This window comes from Mycolicibacterium llatzerense, assembly GCF_000878195.1.
Classification (GTDB): Bacteria; Actinomycetota; Actinomycetes; order Mycobacteriales; family Mycobacteriaceae; genus Mycobacterium; species Mycobacterium llatzerense.
Genome location: NZ_JXST01000011.1, coordinates 128,908 through 144,031, shown reverse-complemented (window position 1 = coordinate 144,031; position 15,124 = coordinate 128,908). Strand labels below are relative to the sequence as shown.

Below are 15,124 nucleotides of genomic sequence, written 5' to 3'. Positions count from 1 at the left end.
GTCACCACCCCGCGCCTGGAATGCGGAGACCCCAAGTACGCCTGGGTAAACCAGACGATCTTCGTCGGACAGGGACGGATCCAACCCGGACCTGTCGTCGAATTCCAGGTCTTCCGAGTCACGCTGTGACACCGACTGACGGCGCCACCAGATTTCGGCTCGGGAGGTGAAGTCGCCTATGAGTGTGCTCCATCCGCAGGCCCAACGGCTTGTCGATTCGCTATCCGCGCACGCTGCCGTACCACCGTGGGAAATGTCGGTTTCGGACTACAGAGTCTCCGGCGAGAGGTTGATTGGCTTGGCCGGTGATATTGATCAGCGTTGCACAGTATGCGATTTCACGATCCCTGTGCGTCACGGGTTTGTCACGGCCCGCAGTTACCACCCGCTAGGTGCAGGTTCCGCGCTGCCGGGTGTTGTTTATCTGCATGGCGGGGCATTTGTCCGAGGCAGCCTGGACACGCACGATCGGCTTTGCCGAAAGCTGTGTGTCCGGGGTGAACTCATCGTGATTTCCGTTGCATACGGTCTAGCACCAGAAGGCAGGTTTCCCCGGGCTCACCATGACGCGGCCGACGCCACTTCCTGGGTGAGTGAGTACGGTGATCTCCTCGGCATCGACGTCGAATCGCTTGCGGTCGCGGGCGATTCTTCGGGGGGGTCACTGGCGGCAAGCGTTGCGCTCGCCTCGCGCGAACAGAGCACGCCGATGAAGGCACAAGGCCTGCTGTGTCCCGCACTCGACGCGACCATGAGTAGTGACTCCGTCGAACGGCACCAAGACGGCCCGTTCCTCACCCGTGCTGCACTTGAATGGGCCTACGACATGTACGTGCCTGATATCGACGACCGCCGTTCGAGCCTTGCCTCACCGCTGCTGACCGAAGATCTCAAGGGCGCCCCGCCTGCGGTGATCGTCAGCGCTCAGGTTGACCCCGTTGCCGATGACGCAGACCGTTACGGCAAAAGACTCGCTATCGCAGGTGTTAAGGTTCGCGCCCACGAATACGAGGGCATGCCACACGCCTTTCCCTTACTAGCCGGCGTGCTCGACGCCGGCGATCACGCCATCACTGTCTTCGCCCGAGAACTCGCGGCATTGCTTAGATAAAGACCCCGTACGACTTCGCCGAAGGTCGTCGGCTGATCAAAAGCGCACCGCCACAGAGCTTTTACGGTACCCGTGGTGCTATCCCCGCCCCCAAAGGGTGCGGCGTCACCATCGAGCGGAGTCCGTCGAAACCTGGTTGGAACTGTTTGCATTCAAATGTCGAATTCGACGTCATTTTTCTTGCGCCGCTACTGTTACTGTCCGGCGAACGTCGAACTCCGGATTCAAGAGCGCGTGTGGAGCTGGGCCTGAGCGTCGTAGCGGTTACTTAGGTAATCTCAGCTCTTTGCATTGCGGGTGGCGGATACGCCAAACTCCGCCATCTCGGAATGCAATCCGCCACGGAGAAATGCGACCTACAGGAATCCGCCGAGCGCGACGGGCTGGCCCTGACGTGGCAGCAGGGCGACGCCGAGGCACTTCCATACGGAGACAGCGAGTTTGATGTCGTCATGTCCTGCCTTGGCGTGATGTTCGCCCCGCACCACCAGGCCGGCGCCCTTGAGCTGGTCCGCGTGTGTCGCCCCGGCGGCACCATCGGCCTGATCAACTGGACGCCGGAGGGCTTCATCGGCCAAATGTTCGCCACCATGAAGCCGTACGCACCGTCTCCGCCTCCCGGCGCGCAGCCGCCTCCGCTGTGGGGCAGCGAAGAGCATGTCCGTGCATTGTTCGGCGAGAACGTGACGGACCTGAAGGTCCAACGACAGACGGTCACCGTCGACCACTTCGCCCGGCCCGAAGACTTTCGGGATTACTTCAAAGCCCGCCACGGGCCGACGATCTCCGTCTACCGCAACATCGCCGACGATGCCGACCGCACCGCCGCGCTCGATGCCGACCTCACCGCGCTGGCCCGAAAATTCAACCGGGGCACCGACACCGCCGTGCTCGATTGGGAGTTCCTCCTCATCACCGCGCGAAAGCTCTGAGATCACAAAGGAACTGATATGACGTCATTCACCCCGCTGACCCATGTCGCGGTGACCGTCCGCGATCTCGCGGTCAGCGTCCCGTGGTACCGCGCGCTCTTCGGGACCGAACCGGTGCTGGACGAAGACACCGACGCAGGCTTCCGCCATGCCGTCTTCGCGCTTGGCGACAGCACGCTGTTCGGCCTGCATCAGCACGCCGGAGACGTGTCGGGAGAACGGTTCAGCGAGTTTCGCGTCGGCCTGGACCACGTGGCATTCGGTTGTGCCGACCGCGACGCCCTTGAGGGACGTGCGCGCCACCTCGACGCATTGGGCATCACCCACGGCGGCGTCGTCGACGCCCACTACGGCTCGGGCGTCAGCTTCCGTGACCCCGACGGCATCGCCCCGGAGTTCTTCGCGCCGCCGCCATAATGCGACGATTAGGCCATGACCGCAACGCTTGTCACGAACAATCTGGCCGGCGGATTTGCCCACCGCACGCTCTTCGAGCGGCTCGACCTGACGGTGGCGCCCGGCGACGTGATCGGTGTGGTGGGCTCCAACGGTGCAGGTAAGAGCACGCTGCTGCGGATTCTGGCGGGGGAACTCGCACCGCTCGATGGGGTGGTCAGCCTGGCGCCGGCCGACGCGTTCGTCGGCTGGCTGCCGCAGGAGCACGAGCGGGTGCCGGGGGAGACCGTGGCCGCGTACGTCGCGCGGCGCACCGGATGCGCCGCGGCGACGCTGGCGATGGACGCGGCGGCTGAGGCGCTCGCGGATTCGGCAGCGGACGCCGATAGCTACTCACACGCGCTGGATCACTGGCTCGCGACCGGCGCGGCGGACCTCGATGAGCGACTGCCGGCGGTGCTGGCCGATCTGGGGCTCGATTCCGACGCGGTGCGGCCGGAATCGACCCTGATGACTGCATTGTCGGGCGGCCAGGCCGCGCGCGTGGGGCTGGCGGCGCTGATGCTGTCCCGGTTCGACATCGTCCTGCTCGACGAGCCGACCAACGACCTCGACCTCGACGGACTTACCCGGCTGGAAGAGATCGTCGGCAACCTGCGTGGTGGGGTCGTGCTGGTCAGTCATGACCGAGAGTTTCTGGCCCGCACCGTAACCCGCGTCCTTGAACTCGATTTGGCGCAGAACAGGACCACCATCTTCGGCGGCGGTTACGACAGCTATCTGGAAGAACGCGAGGTCGCCCGTCGGCACCGTCGCGAACAGTACGACGAATTCGCTGATAAGAAGGCCGATCTCGTGGCGCGTGCACGCACGCAGCGGGAGTGGTCCAGTCAGGGTGTGCGCAATGCGATGCGCAAGGCGCCCGACAACGACAAGAACCGGCGCAGCGCACAAACCGAGTCCAGCGAGAAGCAGGCGCAGAAGGTGCGGCAGATGGAGAGCCGGATCGCCCGCCTCGAGGAAGTCGAGGAGCCTCGCAAGGAATGGACGCTCCAGTTCACCATCGGTGCCGCACCGCGGTCGAGTTCCGTTGTCGCGACACTGGACAACGCCGTTGTGCGCCAAGGCGATTACGTGCTGGGGCCCGTGTCTCTGCAGGTCGACGCCGGCGAGCGGATCGGCATCACCGGTCCCAATGGGGCGGGAAAGTCGACCCTGCTGCGGCTACTGCTCGGCCGGCAGCAGCCCGATGAGGGCCGGGCGAGCCTGGGCGCGAACGTCGCCGTCGGCGAAATCGACCAGGCGCGTGCAGATTTCACCGGTGCCAGCCGGCTCGTCGATCGCTTCGAGCAATTCGTACCGTCCTGGACGACCGCGGATGTGCGCACCTTGCTCGCCAAATTCGGGCTGCGCGCCGACCACGTGGAACGCACCGTCGACGAGCTGTCTCCCGGTGAACGAACCCGCGCAGGCCTCGCCTTGTTGCAGGCACGCGGGACGAACGTGTTGGTGCTCGATGAGCCGACCAACCATCTCGATCTGGCGGCCATCGAGCAGCTCGAGGAAGCGCTCGAGAGTTATGACGGGGCACTGCTGCTGGTGACCCATGATCGCCGGATGCTGCAGAACGTTCGGCTGGATCGCTCGTGGCTGGTCGACAACGGGCGTGCTGCAGAGCTATAGCTGGTGCTATCGCCTCAGGGATGCAGGTTCCACTGCCCGACGTCGGAGGCCAGGGCGTCGCTGACGTCCACTTCGAGCCCGCCCACGACCGGGCCCGGGTTCGACGCGGTGCTCACGATGCGTTGGTACATCACGGCGGCCGGGTAGATCTTTCCGCCGGACCAGGATCGGGTCTGCCACGCCCACACGTGACCGGGCGTGGTCGAGCGGCCGATGACACCGTCGGCCGCGGCCCACTGGCAGGTGTTGATGCCGCCGTAGACGCCGGTGCGCTGCGCGCCGATCACCGAGTTGATGCCCCGAAACCAGGGCAACGCAACGTTGTTCCACGTTTCGCGGTTGATGTCGTCGTCGACGGAGAAGAAGATCGGCGCGCTCTGGCCGCCGCCCGCCGCGGTGTGCAGCTGCCAGGCGGTGCGCGCATCGGCGACGCCGCCCGCATATCCACGGGTGAAGTCCGACGGCGCAGTCCCACCCGGCTTGCCGTATTGATAGTTGCTCACGATCGCCAGTCCCGCCGCGGCCAGCGACTTGGCGTAGGGCAGGGTGATCGGCTTGGCGCCCATGGTCGAGCCGGGGCGCGACGTCGAGACGTAGTTGACGACGCCGGCGTGGCCTGCGGCCCGAATATCTTGCGCCGGAATCTGCTTCATGGCGAAGTCGATCAGCGTGGGAGCGGCGGCTGACGCCGTCGGCATGCCGAGCCCTGCTGCGCCGAGGCCGGCCAGCGCCGATGCGGCGCCGGCATAGCGCAGCGCGTCACGTCGCGAGAACGGGCGCCGAAGGCCGGTGGTCTCCGGGAAGTCCTGCATCTCGAGATGTTAACAATGCGACAGATGTGAAAGTTGTGGCCGGTCCTTGCTGAGTTCAGATCGTGACCGGACTGTTTCATCGGTCAACGCGACGGCTCGCTTCGATTCAGAGTGACGCTAACGATGTCGATGGCGACCTTCCTCGCGGACACTTGAGTCCGGATCGACAAGGGAGAGTGGATGTATCAGGGCCGCACTGTCCGGGCATCGCAGCTGGTGCTGACGGTGGAGCTTGCCACCGCGTCCGGCGATGCGCTGGCACAGGTGACGGCCCTGATGGACGAGTTCAGCGCGTATCTCGCGTACCGGGTGCCTGGCGCCCGGGTCGAGAAGTCGGCCGTCGCCGCGGGCCCGGCTCGTAGCGCTCCACCGGCGCCGATAGGTGGATTGGTCATTGACCGAACTACCCGGCAGGTCAGCGCCGACGGTCGCCTGATCGCGATGGCGTACAAAGAGTTCGAACTGCTGGCATATCTGGCGCAACATCCCCGGCGGATCGTCTCGCGAGAAGAGCTGATCGAAAACGTGTGGGACGCGGGGTTCGCCTCGATGCGGACCATCGATACCCATGTGCGACGGCTCCGGGTGAAGCTGGGTGTCCATGCTCTGACGTTGACGACTGTCCGGGGCAAGGGCTATCGCTTTGATCCGCAGCCTTCGACGCGGTTCCGGGATCAGTGTCCGATCCGGTCTGCCTGATCGTCAGAACGCAGGCACGACGAGGTCTCCGTACGACCGGGCGATGAACGAGCGTACGGAATCTGATTGCAAGGCTTGGGCCAACATTCTGATTGGTTCGCTCTCGTGGTTGTCCGGTCGCGCGACCAGGTATTCGGCATAGCCGCGATTCGCGCGATCGCAGTAGAGAGCTGACTGCAGGTCGATCTGGCGGTCCATGGCGTAGTTGCCGAAGAGGAAAACCAGATCGAAGTCCGCGAGGACATCGGCCAGATGAGCACTGGCGATTTCCTTGAACAGCAACTGCTTTGGGTTCTCGACGATCGAGTCGACGCCGGGGGTGGACAGCTCGTCATCACGCAGAGTCACCAGCCCCAGGTCATGAAGGATGCGCAAGGCCCGCCCCACGTTCGCGGGATCGCCGGGCAGCGCGACCTGCGCGTACTGCGGTACCTCGCCAACGGCGGCAATCGATTCTGAATAGAGCGCGAACGGTTCGATGTGTACCGGTGCGACAGCGACCAGCCGCTGGGCCGCCGAGGCATTGAACTCGTCGAGGAATGGCAGGTACTGAAAGAAGTTGGCGTCGACCGCGCCGGCGACCAGGTGCTGGTTCGGTTCGTCGAAGGTATCGAACACTTCGATGTGGAGGTCGATTCCGGCGAGCGCCAGGGCGGGGCGGACGTGCTCGAGGATTTCGGCGTGCGGCACCGGGGTCGCGCCCACGCGTAGGACGCGGCCCGCGCGATGTATCGATCGAATGGTCCCCACGGACAACCCCTTTGGCTATGCGCACACGGCGCTGTGTCACGAAGACTACCGACCCGCTCCCGAATCTGACGTGCCGAGTGTTACCGCATGTGACGCATTGTCAGCGCCGGTGTCCCGCCGGCTGGAGCGGGACGGGTGTGGCCAATAGCTTTTGCATACAACAATATTCGCCGAATAGTGAGGGGTCCGGCCATGTCGGTCGAAGATACTGCGGTGCGTACCGGCGGTGGGCCTCCTGCCGTCGCTCAGCGCCTACGCGGGAATTTGGGCATTCCGGCCATCGTCTTCATGGTGCTGGCCGCGGCGGCACCGCTGGGCGTCATCGGGGGACCGGTGCCGTTGGGCATCGCCACCGGCAACGGACCGGGGTTCCCGGCCACCTTCGTCATTGCCACCGTCGTGCTGCTGCTGTTCGCCATCGGCTTCACCGCGATGACGCCTTTCGTCCGCGAGGCCGGCGCGTTCTTTTCGTATGTGCAGCAGGGCTTTGGGGTTACTGCTGCCATCGGCGCCGCCTTCGTGGCGATCCTCACGTACGCCTCGATGGAGGCTGCGGTCTACGGCTTGTTGGGGCCGCAGCTCGGTGGATTGTTGAGCTTGGTCGGTGTGCCGCAGTTGCCGTGGCCGGTGTGGGCGTTGGCAGGGCTGGCGGTGATCACCTACCTCGGCTATCGCAACATCGAGCTCTCCAGTCGAGTGCTCGCGGTTCTGCTCGTCGCCGAGATCGCCATCGTCGTTGTCCTCGACGCGGTCATCATCGGCCGCGGTGGCGACCATGGACTGTCAACGGGATTGCTCAACCCGGCGCAGATCGCCTCGGGGGCACCAGGAATTGGGCTGCTCTTCGCGATCATCTCGTTCCTCGGATTCGAGGCGACAGCCATCTTCCGGGATGAGGCTCGCGATCCGGACCGCACCATTCCCTATGCGACCTACCTCGCGCTGGCCGTGATCGGCATCTTCTACACGGTGTCGAGCTGGGCACTGATCTCGGCGTGGGGTGATCACGAAGCCGTTGAGCGCGCGACGAATTCGGGTGGCACCATGCTCGTGGACACCGCACAGCGCTACCTGGGTGTGGTGGGAGCCGACGTCATTCAAGTCTTGTTCGTCACCAGCCTCTTCGCTTGCATCTTGTCCTTCCACAACGTGGTATCCCGCTACCTCTTCGCGTTGTCTGGACGTGGCGTGCTGCCCGCTGCCTTCGGTCGGCCGCACACCCGCCACGGCTCGCCGCACGTCGCATCGCTGGCTCTGTCCGCACTGATCCTCGCGGTCATCGGCGTCGCGACGGTGACTCAGCTGGACCCGAGCACGGAGTTCTACACCTGGCTGTCCGGGATCACCACGGTCGGTGTGCTGGTTTTGATGGTCCTCACCAGTGCGGCGGTCCTGACATTCTTCGCGAAGGACCGACGGCATCATTCGGTGTGGCGTGTCCGGGTTGCCCCGGCCCTCGGCTTGGTCGGCCTGGTGGCGTTCCTGGGACTGATCCTGGTGAATCTCAAGGACCTGGTCGGCGGCTCGTCGGGTCTGGCGTTGGCCGTAATCCTGGTTCTCGTAGTGGGTTTCGTGGGCGGTGCCGTGCTGGGCTACCGCCGCGCCCGAACTGAGTCGCTGACGCCGGCCGGAGAGGAGGGCTGAGATGTCTGTGACCACCGAAGCCGCAACGGACCAGCGGCACAGGAGCGTTGTCGATCTGCTCGACTCCGGAGTCATCACCGAGGTCGAGGTGGCGTGGAGTGATCAGTTCGGCCACGCGCTGGGCAAGCGGGTGCCCGCCGACCAGTTCCGCAGTCGCGCCGAAACATCCGGGTTCGGCTTCTGCGATGGCGCGCTCGCGTGGAACTCCAACGCGCGAGTCATCGAAAGCCTCCGGTCGACCAACTGGAACACCGGCTACCCCGACGCTTTCGCGGTTCCCGACCTGAGCACCTTCCGGGAGTTGCCGTGGCGGCCGGGCGTGGGACACGTCATCTCCGACATCGTCAGCCACGACCGGACGCCGTCACCGCTCGATCCCCGCGGTGTCTTGCGGCGCGTCATCGAGCGTCTCGAGGCGCTCGGATACACGGCCAAGGTCGGCGCCGAATTCGAGTTCTACCTGCTCAACCCCGACGGATCGATCTTCCAGAACGACGTCCATGCCTACTCGCTGCAGAACGCCAACACTCTCGAACCCTTACTGAGCGAGCTCTATTCGGTGTTGCGCTCGTTCACCTCCTTGGAGGGCCTGCTCACCGAATACGGTCCCGGACAGGTCGAAGCAAACCTGGTCTACAGCGACGCACTCGATGCCGCCGACAACAGTGCTCGGCTCAAGTACGCGGTCAAGGAGATCGCCCGGCGCAACGGCAAGCTGGCGACGTTCATGCCCAAACCGTTCTCCGAGCACTCTGGAAGCTCTGCGCACCTGCACATCTCGTTGTGGCGAGACGGCGAGCCGGTCCTCGCCGGCGCCGACGGTACCGAGAGCCAGGTCAGCCTCCATGCCATCGGTGGCCTGCTCGAACACCTGCCGTCGATCACGCTGTTCGGGGCCCACTCGGTCAACGCGTACCGCAGGTACGTTCCCGGATCGTTCGCCCCGGCAACCCTGACCTGGAGTCGGGACAACCGCACGTCCGCGGTTCGGTCCCTTCTGGAGTCGACGCCGCAGGCCACCCGAATCGAGCTGCGCACGGGCGCGTCCGACGCAAACCCGTACTGGCTCATCGCATCCGCTTTGGCTGCTGTCGTGGCGGGCCTGGAGGCCAGACGCAATCCGCCCGAACCACTGACCGGCAACCTCTACGACGTGGGGGTGCGGCTACCTGAATCGCTTGGCGTCGCCATCGCGCTGGCGCGTAGCGATGACGCCATCGTGGACATCTTGGGCGGGGACTCCGTGCACGACTTCGCCGAGATCGCACAGAGCGAGTGGGATGAGTATTCCAGTGCGGTCACTGACTGGGAGTTCCGGCGCTACCTGGAGAATTCATGACTGCCACACTGACCGCGCCCCGGTTCGGGGTGTGGGCGCCCGTTTACGGAACTTGGGGCGCCAGAACGCATCCCACCGAGATCCCCGACGCCAGCTACCAGCGGACGCGCGATCTCATCGTCAGGGCCGAGGAGCTGGGCTTCGATTCAACGTTGGTGGCCCAACACGTGCTCCATCCTGGTGGCGCTGAACACGATGTGCTGGAAACCTGGTCGACGCTGGCCGGGCTTGCCGAGGCCACCAGCCGTGTCGAATTGATCGGCGCGATCAAGCCGTTGCTGTTCAATCCGCTGGTCTTCGCGAAAACCGTTGCCAACATTGAACAGATCGCCGCCGACCGATTGGCCATCAACCTCGTCAGCGGTTGGTTCCTCCCCGAGTTGGAGGCGATCGGCCTCGGGGACGTCACCCACGGCGACCGCTACGAATACTCCCGTGAATGGCTCGACGTCGTGGGCCGGCTGTGGCGTGGCGATGCCATCGAGTCGGGACTGGATGGGGCCGTGGCGGCGGGTGCTCAGTTGCGGCCGGCGCTCGAACGCACACCCCGGGTGTACCTCGGCGGCGAATCCGAAGCGGCGCGCGCCTTGGCGGCAGCGCAGGCCGACGTCTTCTTCCTGAACGGACGCCCGCCACAGGACGCCGCAGACCTCATCGATGACATGCGGCGTCGTGAACGGAACAAGCCGGAGCCCTTGCAGTTTGGCTTGTCTGCATTTGTGATCGCCCGAGAGTCGGCGGAGGAGGCGGAGCACGAGTTCCGGTACTTGCAAAGTCTCGTCGGCGGAGAGGGGCAACGGGACCGCACCGCGGGAGCCGATCCCGCCACCGCGATGTTCAAGGTGCATGAGGGTGTCGCGCGGGTGGGCACCAACGGCGGCACCTTGGCCGGTCTCATCGGCAGTTATGAGCAAGTAGCCGAACGGATCACGATCTTCGCCAATCTCGGTATCGACCTGTTCATGCTGCAGTTCCAGCCTCTGGAAACCGAGATGGAACGTTTCGCGACCCACATCCTGCCCCTGTTTCGATGAGCTGAGAAGGAAACCCCATGACCGTTACGGCGTTGGCCGCAGGCTCCGTCGCTGACCGGCGGGCGCTATTGGCGTCCGTCGTCAAAACGCTCGGCGACGACGACGCCCACCATGAACTGAACCGCACCCTGCACCACGAGTCGACTCGGGCGATCGCCGACACCGGCATACTGGCACTGCGGATCCCACCGGAGTACGGTGGCCCAGGCGGTTCCATCGTCGACGTCGTCGAGACGGTGATCGACATTGCGCAGGCCAGCTCCAACGTCGCCCAAGCGCTCCGTGCCCATTTCGGATTCGTGGAACGGCTCCTGGGCAACCGGGGCGATGAAGGTCTGCGTGCCCAGTGGTTTCCTGAAGTCCTCAGCGGAAAGATCGTCGGCAACGCGATCACCGAAGCGGTGGGCGCGTCCCCGGCGGCAGTCGGCACCACATTGCGTTCCACCGGTGACGGTCGATATCGGTTGGACGGCAAGAAGTTCTACTCGACCGGAACCCTGTACGCGGATCTGATCGCGGTCTCCGCCGAACGGGAAGACGGTCGCGAAGTGCACGCGATCATTCCCGTCGACCGGCAAGGCGTGACGCTGTACGACGACTGGGACGGCTTCGGACAGCGACTGACCGCCAGCGGTGCAACAACATTCGATGCCGTGCCGGTCTACGACGATGAGGTCTCGCTGGTCCCTGAGGACCACCGGCTCGCCCACAGCCAGACTTTCCTGCAGCTGTACCTGACTGCGGTGGCAGTGGGAATTGCCAACGGCGTCCTACGCGATGCCATCTGGTTCGTCCAGAACAAGGCGCGCCCTGCGGCACACGCGCTCAGCCCCACAGCGACGCAGGATCCGTTCATCCTGCAGGCAGTTGGGGAGATCGCGGCCTGGACGTCGGCGGCCACGGCGGTCACCCTCCACGCCGCGGAGGCACTGGATCGCGTGGTGGACGCCGGCCAGATCGACGATCAGCGCGCCATCGGTGAGGCCGCGATCGAGGTGGCGAAGGCCCAACTCGTCGCGGAACGACTCACCCTCGACGCCGCGCAGCGGCTGTTCGACACCGGCGGTGCGTCGGCCACCGCGCGAACACTGAACCTGGACCGGCACTGGCGCAATGCGCGAACCATCGCAAGCCACAACCCGCTCGCGTACAAGTCCTGGGCGACTGGAGATTTCGTTGTCAACGGCGCGCTTCCGCCCAACTCCGGATACTTCTGAACCCGTGGCGACAGGAGTGGCCTCGCCCGTTGTTGTCGTGCCGCGCCGGTTCTCACTGGGAGACGACCCACGAGTCGTCGCGGCGAATGAGCTCTTCGACCGGATTGTCGATCTGGTCGCCGATGCCGGACTTACCCCGCTGGTGGTCGACGACCCGTTCGTCGCACTGTCCGGCGTCAGTGGACTCGTGCTGCCCGGTGGCGGCGATATCAACCCGCAACGGTACGGACAGGCCACTACCGATGCGGTGTACGACGTCAACGACGAGCAGGACGAACTCGACTTCACCTTGGCGGCGCGGGCACAGGACGCCGGCTTGCCGGTGCTCGGCATCTGTCGTGGAGCGCAGGTACTGAACGTACTTCGGGGTGGCGATCTCCAGATCGACCTGGTACCAAGCGAAGTCCCGCACCGGAGCGTGACGGCCGGCGAGCTGTTCGGTTGGCACTCGGTTGCCCTGACAGCAGATAGCCGAGTCCACGCCGCACATGACTCTGGCCGGATCGTCGTGGCGTCGGCGCACCACCAGGGCATCGCATCGCTGGGCGCCGGGCTGGTGGCGACGGGCTACGCGGCCGACGGCCTGATCGAGTCGTTCGAGGCCGTCGACGGTTGGGTGCTTGCGGTGCAGTGGCATCCGGAGGCACCGGGCACCAGTGACGCGGTTCAGCGCGCGCCATTCGTGGCGTTGGCGCGGAGGATCGAATCAGCTGCAACGCCCGACCGCAGCGCACCGACAGCCTGCTACGACAGCCGTTCGACGATGGGGCCCAACGCGAGTGCCGGGAGGTACTCCAGTCCGACCACGATCAGGGCTGCGCCGATCATCAGTCCCACGAACGATGGTTGATGAGTGCGCAGAGTGCCGTCGGTGACTGCCCCGGAACTCTGCCTGGCGAAGCTGGCGGCCAGGGCGAGCACCAGCATCATCGGCACGAACCGACCGATGATCATTGCCGCTGCCAGACCGATGTTGAATCCTGTTGTATTTCCGCTGAATCCGCCAAACGCGCTGCCGTTACCCGCGACACAACTGGTGAACGCATACAGCACTTCGGACAGCCCGTGTGGGCCGGCATTGGTCGTGGCGTTGGCGCCGGCCGGCAGCGCCATCGAGATCGCGACACCGGTCAGTACCGTCACCGGCGGGGTGAGCACTGCCAGGCTGACCAACTTCATCTCCCGGGCGCTGACCCGCTTGCCCAGATACTCCGGCGTGCGGCCGATCATCAGACCGCCGAGGAACACGGCGAGCAGCGCGATGACGACCAAACCGTACAGCCCACTGCCCGTGCCGCCAGGGCTGATCTCGCCCAGCATCATGTTGGCCATCAGCACGCCGCCACCAACGCTGGTGAAACTGTCGTACGACGAGTTGGCCGCGCCGTCCGCGGTAGCGGTGGCCACCTGGCCGAACTGCGCACTACCGGGCATTCCGAAGCGAATCTCCTTGCCTTCCAGCGCAGTACCGACCGCACTGGCGACGGTGCCGTGCGGCATCGCTTCCGACATCCCGACGGCTGCGGTGCCCAATCCGAACAGCGTGACAACTACGGCCAGCAAGGCCCAGCCCTGACGCCGGTCGCCGACCATGACACCGTAGGTGCGGACCAGCGATACCGGGATGACGGCCATGGTCACGATCTCGATGACGTTGGTCAGCGGTGTCGGGTTCTCGAACGGGTGCGCGCTGTTGGCGTTGAAGGCACCACCGCCGTCGCCGGACATCAGTTTGATGGACTCCCACGACGCAACCGGCGCGGACGGCAAGGTCTGCGAGCCGCCGGCCAGGCTGCCGATCGCCTGTGCCGGACCGAAGGTCTCCATCACACCGAGTGCGGTGAGCAGAACCGCAATGATCAGCGCCATCGGGATCAGGATCCGGATGATGCCGCGCACCAGGTCCACCCAGAAGTTGCCGAGTTCGAATGTCTGGCGACGCACGATGCCGCGCATCAGCGCGATGGCCACGGCGATGCCGACAGCGGAGCTGGCGAAGGCCTGCACGCCCAGGCCGACGGTCAGTCCGAAATGACCGAGCGTCGACTCGCCTGCATAGTTCTGCCAACTGGTGTTGGTGACGAAGCTGACGGCAGTATTCAGCGCGAGCAACGGCGTCATTCCTGGTGCGCCCCAAGGTGCGGGCAGCTGGGTCTGCAGCATCAGCAGACTGAACAGCGCGGCCACGCTGACCACCGAGAACGCGACCACTGATGCCGCGTACCAGACCCAATGCTGTTCGCGATCCGGCTGCACTCCAACTATTCGATAGATCAATCGCTCAGCGCGCCAATGCCTTTCGCTGGAATAGACCGATGCGATGTAGTTGCCCAACGGCACGTGCAGCAGTGCCAGGATCGCGACGATCGTGATGAGTTGCAGCCACGCCGCCGGTCCCCAATGCATCACTGCCCCTCCTGAGTCAGCCTGCGGCATGCCACGCGCCGCGGGGGCCGACGTTAGACCCGCATCCGAGGAATATGACCTGGTCTTGACGCGATCTGAACACCCGCTGTAAAGATCGCCGCCAGCTGCGTAAGGATTCCGTACACATCCCGTCCGCCCCGCCGGCGAGCGAGTAGACCGACATACATGGAGAACCCGCACCACTGGGTCGGCGGTGATCGCTGGCCCCAGCCGCTGCCCAGTTGGGCGCCTGCCTCCAGGCGGTGGTGGACTCGCCTGCTGGACGGTGACCACGTGTGGGGTTCGTTGAGCGTCTCACCCACCCGCTACGGCGTCACACGCTATTGGCTGGTCGTGTACCCACCTGGCATCGACAATGTCGAGCGCCGTTGGCTGCGCGCGTGGCGGGCGTGGCCGACGTGGGGCACCGTCCTGTGGTTGTTTTCCCTTCTGCTGCTTGGCGCCGCAACATCGTGGATGCAGTTCGCCGTTCCCACCGTCGTGTGGCTGGGAGTTGGGGTCGCGCTCTTCGCCCGGGTCGCACGCTCGCACGCTCAGATTCGGACACGGTGCGTCACACGGTTCGCCGGCCGAACAGACGAACAATTCGAAGCGGAGTACGCCGAGCTGAAAGTACTGGTGGGCAAGCTCCGGGCCGCGGACATGTTGCGTGATCACGGCCGATTGTCGGTAAGCGCTCACGAAGCGATCTGGTGGCAGGTCTACGACCGGCTCGGAGCAGCCCAAACCGCCAACGAACATCACTGTCCCTGAACGGTTTTCACTCGATCTAAGAGACGGCTGTTCCACCTCACATCAAGGAGATTCTCAATGGTCATGGTTGCACGCCACCACCACGCAATGACGACTTCGCTGCCAGCAACGTGGATTGCATTGGCTCGTCAGGGATTTCGACGGCTGTGGGCCCGACGGAACCTGACCCTCCAAGAACGGGCCAACTTGTTCGCCTCCTACACGCCGCCGGCCCTGATCACGGCGTCGCTGGGCGGGCACATCCGCTGATCTGCGGCGGGCCGTCCAAGGGCACATGGCCTGCAACTCAAGGCGCGGTGACGACGCTGCTTCCTGAAGGCGCTTGCG

The 15,124-nt window shown here is 64.9% G+C and carries 14 protein-coding genes and 1 pseudogene; 12 read left to right on the top strand and 3 right to left on the bottom strand.

Annotated elements, in window-relative coordinates:
• From TL10_RS31955 to abc-f, 5 genes and pseudogenes are all read left to right on the top strand, one after another.
• Positions 1 to 129 (top strand): DUF3237 family protein (locus tag TL10_RS31955; protein WP_043986381.1); only part of this gene is annotated, 129 nt, incomplete at its 5' end.
• 49 nt (positions 130 to 178) lie between these two features.
• Positions 179 to 1,111 (top strand): alpha/beta hydrolase, encoded by a 933-nt coding sequence (locus TL10_RS10255; RefSeq protein ID WP_043985564.1) that lies wholly within the window; start codon positions 179 to 181, stop codon positions 1,109 to 1,111.
• Positions 1,112 to 1,479: 368 nt separating this feature from the next.
• A pseudogene (locus TL10_RS10250) lies at positions 1,480 to 2,043 on the top strand (class I SAM-dependent methyltransferase); the annotation flags it as partial.
• 18 nt (positions 2,044 to 2,061) lie between these two features.
• A complete protein-coding gene (locus tag TL10_RS10245) occupies positions 2,062 to 2,460 on the top strand; it encodes a VOC family protein (RefSeq protein ID WP_043985563.1) in 399 nt (132 codons plus the stop codon).
• 15 nt (positions 2,461 to 2,475) lie between these two features.
• Positions 2,476 to 4,122, top strand: a complete 1,647-nt coding sequence (gene abc-f / locus TL10_RS10240; RefSeq protein ID WP_043985562.1) for a ribosomal protection-like ABC-F family protein — start codon at positions 2,476 to 2,478, stop codon at positions 4,120 to 4,122.
• A gap of 14 nt (positions 4,123 to 4,136) precedes the next feature.
• On the opposite strand, the gene TL10_RS10235 is transcribed toward abc-f, so the two are convergent.
• Positions 4,137 to 4,934: a DUF1906 domain-containing protein gene (locus tag TL10_RS10235; RefSeq protein ID WP_043985561.1), complete on the bottom strand. Its 798-nt coding sequence runs from the start codon at positions 4,932 to 4,934 to the stop codon at positions 4,137 to 4,139.
• Positions 4,935 to 5,114: 180 nt separating this feature from the next.
• Between TL10_RS10235 and TL10_RS10230 the strand changes: the two genes are divergently transcribed.
• Complete coding sequence (locus tag TL10_RS10230; protein ID WP_043985559.1) at positions 5,115 to 5,633, top strand: winged helix-turn-helix domain-containing protein; 519 nt, start codon at positions 5,115 to 5,117, stop codon at positions 5,631 to 5,633.
• 3 nt (positions 5,634 to 5,636) lie between these two features.
• Here the strand turns inward: TL10_RS10230 and TL10_RS10225 are convergent, their stop codons facing one another.
• Entirely contained in the window at positions 5,637 to 6,383 is a 747-nt protein-coding gene (locus TL10_RS10225) for a MetQ/NlpA family ABC transporter substrate-binding protein (RefSeq protein WP_043985558.1), read from the bottom strand.
• A 192-nt stretch (positions 6,384 to 6,575) separates the two neighbouring features.
• On the opposite strand from TL10_RS10225, the gene TL10_RS10220 reads away from it, so the two are divergent.
• From TL10_RS10220 to TL10_RS30105, 5 genes are read left to right on the top strand one after another with little or no spacing between them, the layout of a single operon-like run.
• Positions 6,576 to 8,027, top strand: coding sequence for an APC family permease (locus TL10_RS10220; RefSeq protein ID WP_043985556.1), 1,452 nt, complete (start codon positions 6,576 to 6,578; stop codon positions 8,025 to 8,027).
• A gap of 1 nt (position 8,028) precedes the next feature.
• Positions 8,029 to 9,366 (top strand): glutamine synthetase family protein, encoded by a 1,338-nt coding sequence (locus tag TL10_RS10215; protein WP_043985554.1) that lies wholly within the window; start codon positions 8,029 to 8,031, stop codon positions 9,364 to 9,366.
• Positions 9,363 to 10,400 (top strand): LLM class flavin-dependent oxidoreductase, encoded by a 1,038-nt coding sequence (locus TL10_RS10210; protein ID WP_052506369.1) that lies wholly within the window; start codon positions 9,363 to 9,365, stop codon positions 10,398 to 10,400. Before TL10_RS10215 ends, TL10_RS10210 begins: the two co-directional genes overlap by 4 nt.
• A 17-nt stretch (positions 10,401 to 10,417) precedes the next feature.
• Positions 10,418 to 11,617, top strand: a complete 1,200-nt coding sequence (locus TL10_RS10205) for an acyl-CoA dehydrogenase family protein (protein WP_043985553.1) — start codon at positions 10,418 to 10,420, stop codon at positions 11,615 to 11,617.
• A 4-nt stretch (positions 11,618 to 11,621) separates the two neighbouring features.
• Positions 11,622 to 12,467: a gamma-glutamyl-gamma-aminobutyrate hydrolase family protein gene (locus TL10_RS30105; protein ID WP_157850367.1), complete on the top strand. Its 846-nt coding sequence runs from the start codon at positions 11,622 to 11,624 to the stop codon at positions 12,465 to 12,467.
• Here TL10_RS30105 and kdpA read toward each other — a convergent pair.
• Positions 12,362 to 14,023, bottom strand: a complete 1,662-nt coding sequence (kdpA, locus tag TL10_RS10195) for a potassium-transporting ATPase subunit KdpA (protein ID WP_043985551.1) — start codon at positions 14,021 to 14,023, stop codon at positions 12,362 to 12,364. The two genes, TL10_RS30105 and kdpA, sit on opposite strands and share 106 nt — an antisense overlap.
• Positions 14,024 to 14,209: 186 nt before the next feature.
• Here kdpA and TL10_RS10190 point away from each other — a divergent pair, with 186 nt between their 5' ends.
• The gene (locus TL10_RS10190) at positions 14,210 to 14,797 is read left to right on the top strand and encodes a DUF6611 family protein (protein WP_052506368.1); all 588 of its coding nucleotides are present in this window, start codon (positions 14,210 to 14,212) and stop codon (positions 14,795 to 14,797) included.
• The last annotated feature ends 327 nt before the right edge of the window (positions 14,798 to 15,124 follow it).

Coding starts and splice junctions, on each gene's coding strand:
- TL10_RS10230 (WP_043985559.1), top strand. CDS start 5,115: ATGTATCAGGGCCGCACTGTCCGGGCATCGCAGCTGGTGCTGACGGTG.
- TL10_RS10255 (WP_043985564.1), top strand. CDS start 179: ATGAGTGTGCTCCATCCGCAGGCCCAACGGCTTGTCGATTCGCTATCC.
- TL10_RS10210 (WP_052506369.1), top strand. CDS start 9,363: ATGACTGCCACACTGACCGCGCCCCGGTTCGGGGTGTGGGCGCCCGTT.
- TL10_RS10220 (WP_043985556.1), top strand. CDS start 6,576: ATGTCGGTCGAAGATACTGCGGTGCGTACCGGCGGTGGGCCTCCTGCC.
- TL10_RS10215 (WP_043985554.1), top strand. CDS start 8,029: ATGTCTGTGACCACCGAAGCCGCAACGGACCAGCGGCACAGGAGCGTT.
- TL10_RS10205 (WP_043985553.1), top strand. CDS start 10,418: ATGACCGTTACGGCGTTGGCCGCAGGCTCCGTCGCTGACCGGCGGGCG.
- TL10_RS10235 (WP_043985561.1), bottom strand. CDS start 4,934: ATGCAGGACTTCCCGGAGACCACCGGCCTTCGGCGCCCGTTCTCGCGA.
- TL10_RS10245 (WP_043985563.1), top strand. CDS start 2,062: ATGACGTCATTCACCCCGCTGACCCATGTCGCGGTGACCGTCCGCGAT.
- kdpA (WP_043985551.1), bottom strand. CDS start 14,023: ATGCATTGGGGACCGGCGGCGTGGCTGCAACTCATCACGATCGTCGCG.
- TL10_RS10190 (WP_052506368.1), top strand. CDS start 14,210: ATGGAGAACCCGCACCACTGGGTCGGCGGTGATCGCTGGCCCCAGCCG.
- abc-f (WP_043985562.1), top strand. CDS start 2,476: ATGACCGCAACGCTTGTCACGAACAATCTGGCCGGCGGATTTGCCCAC.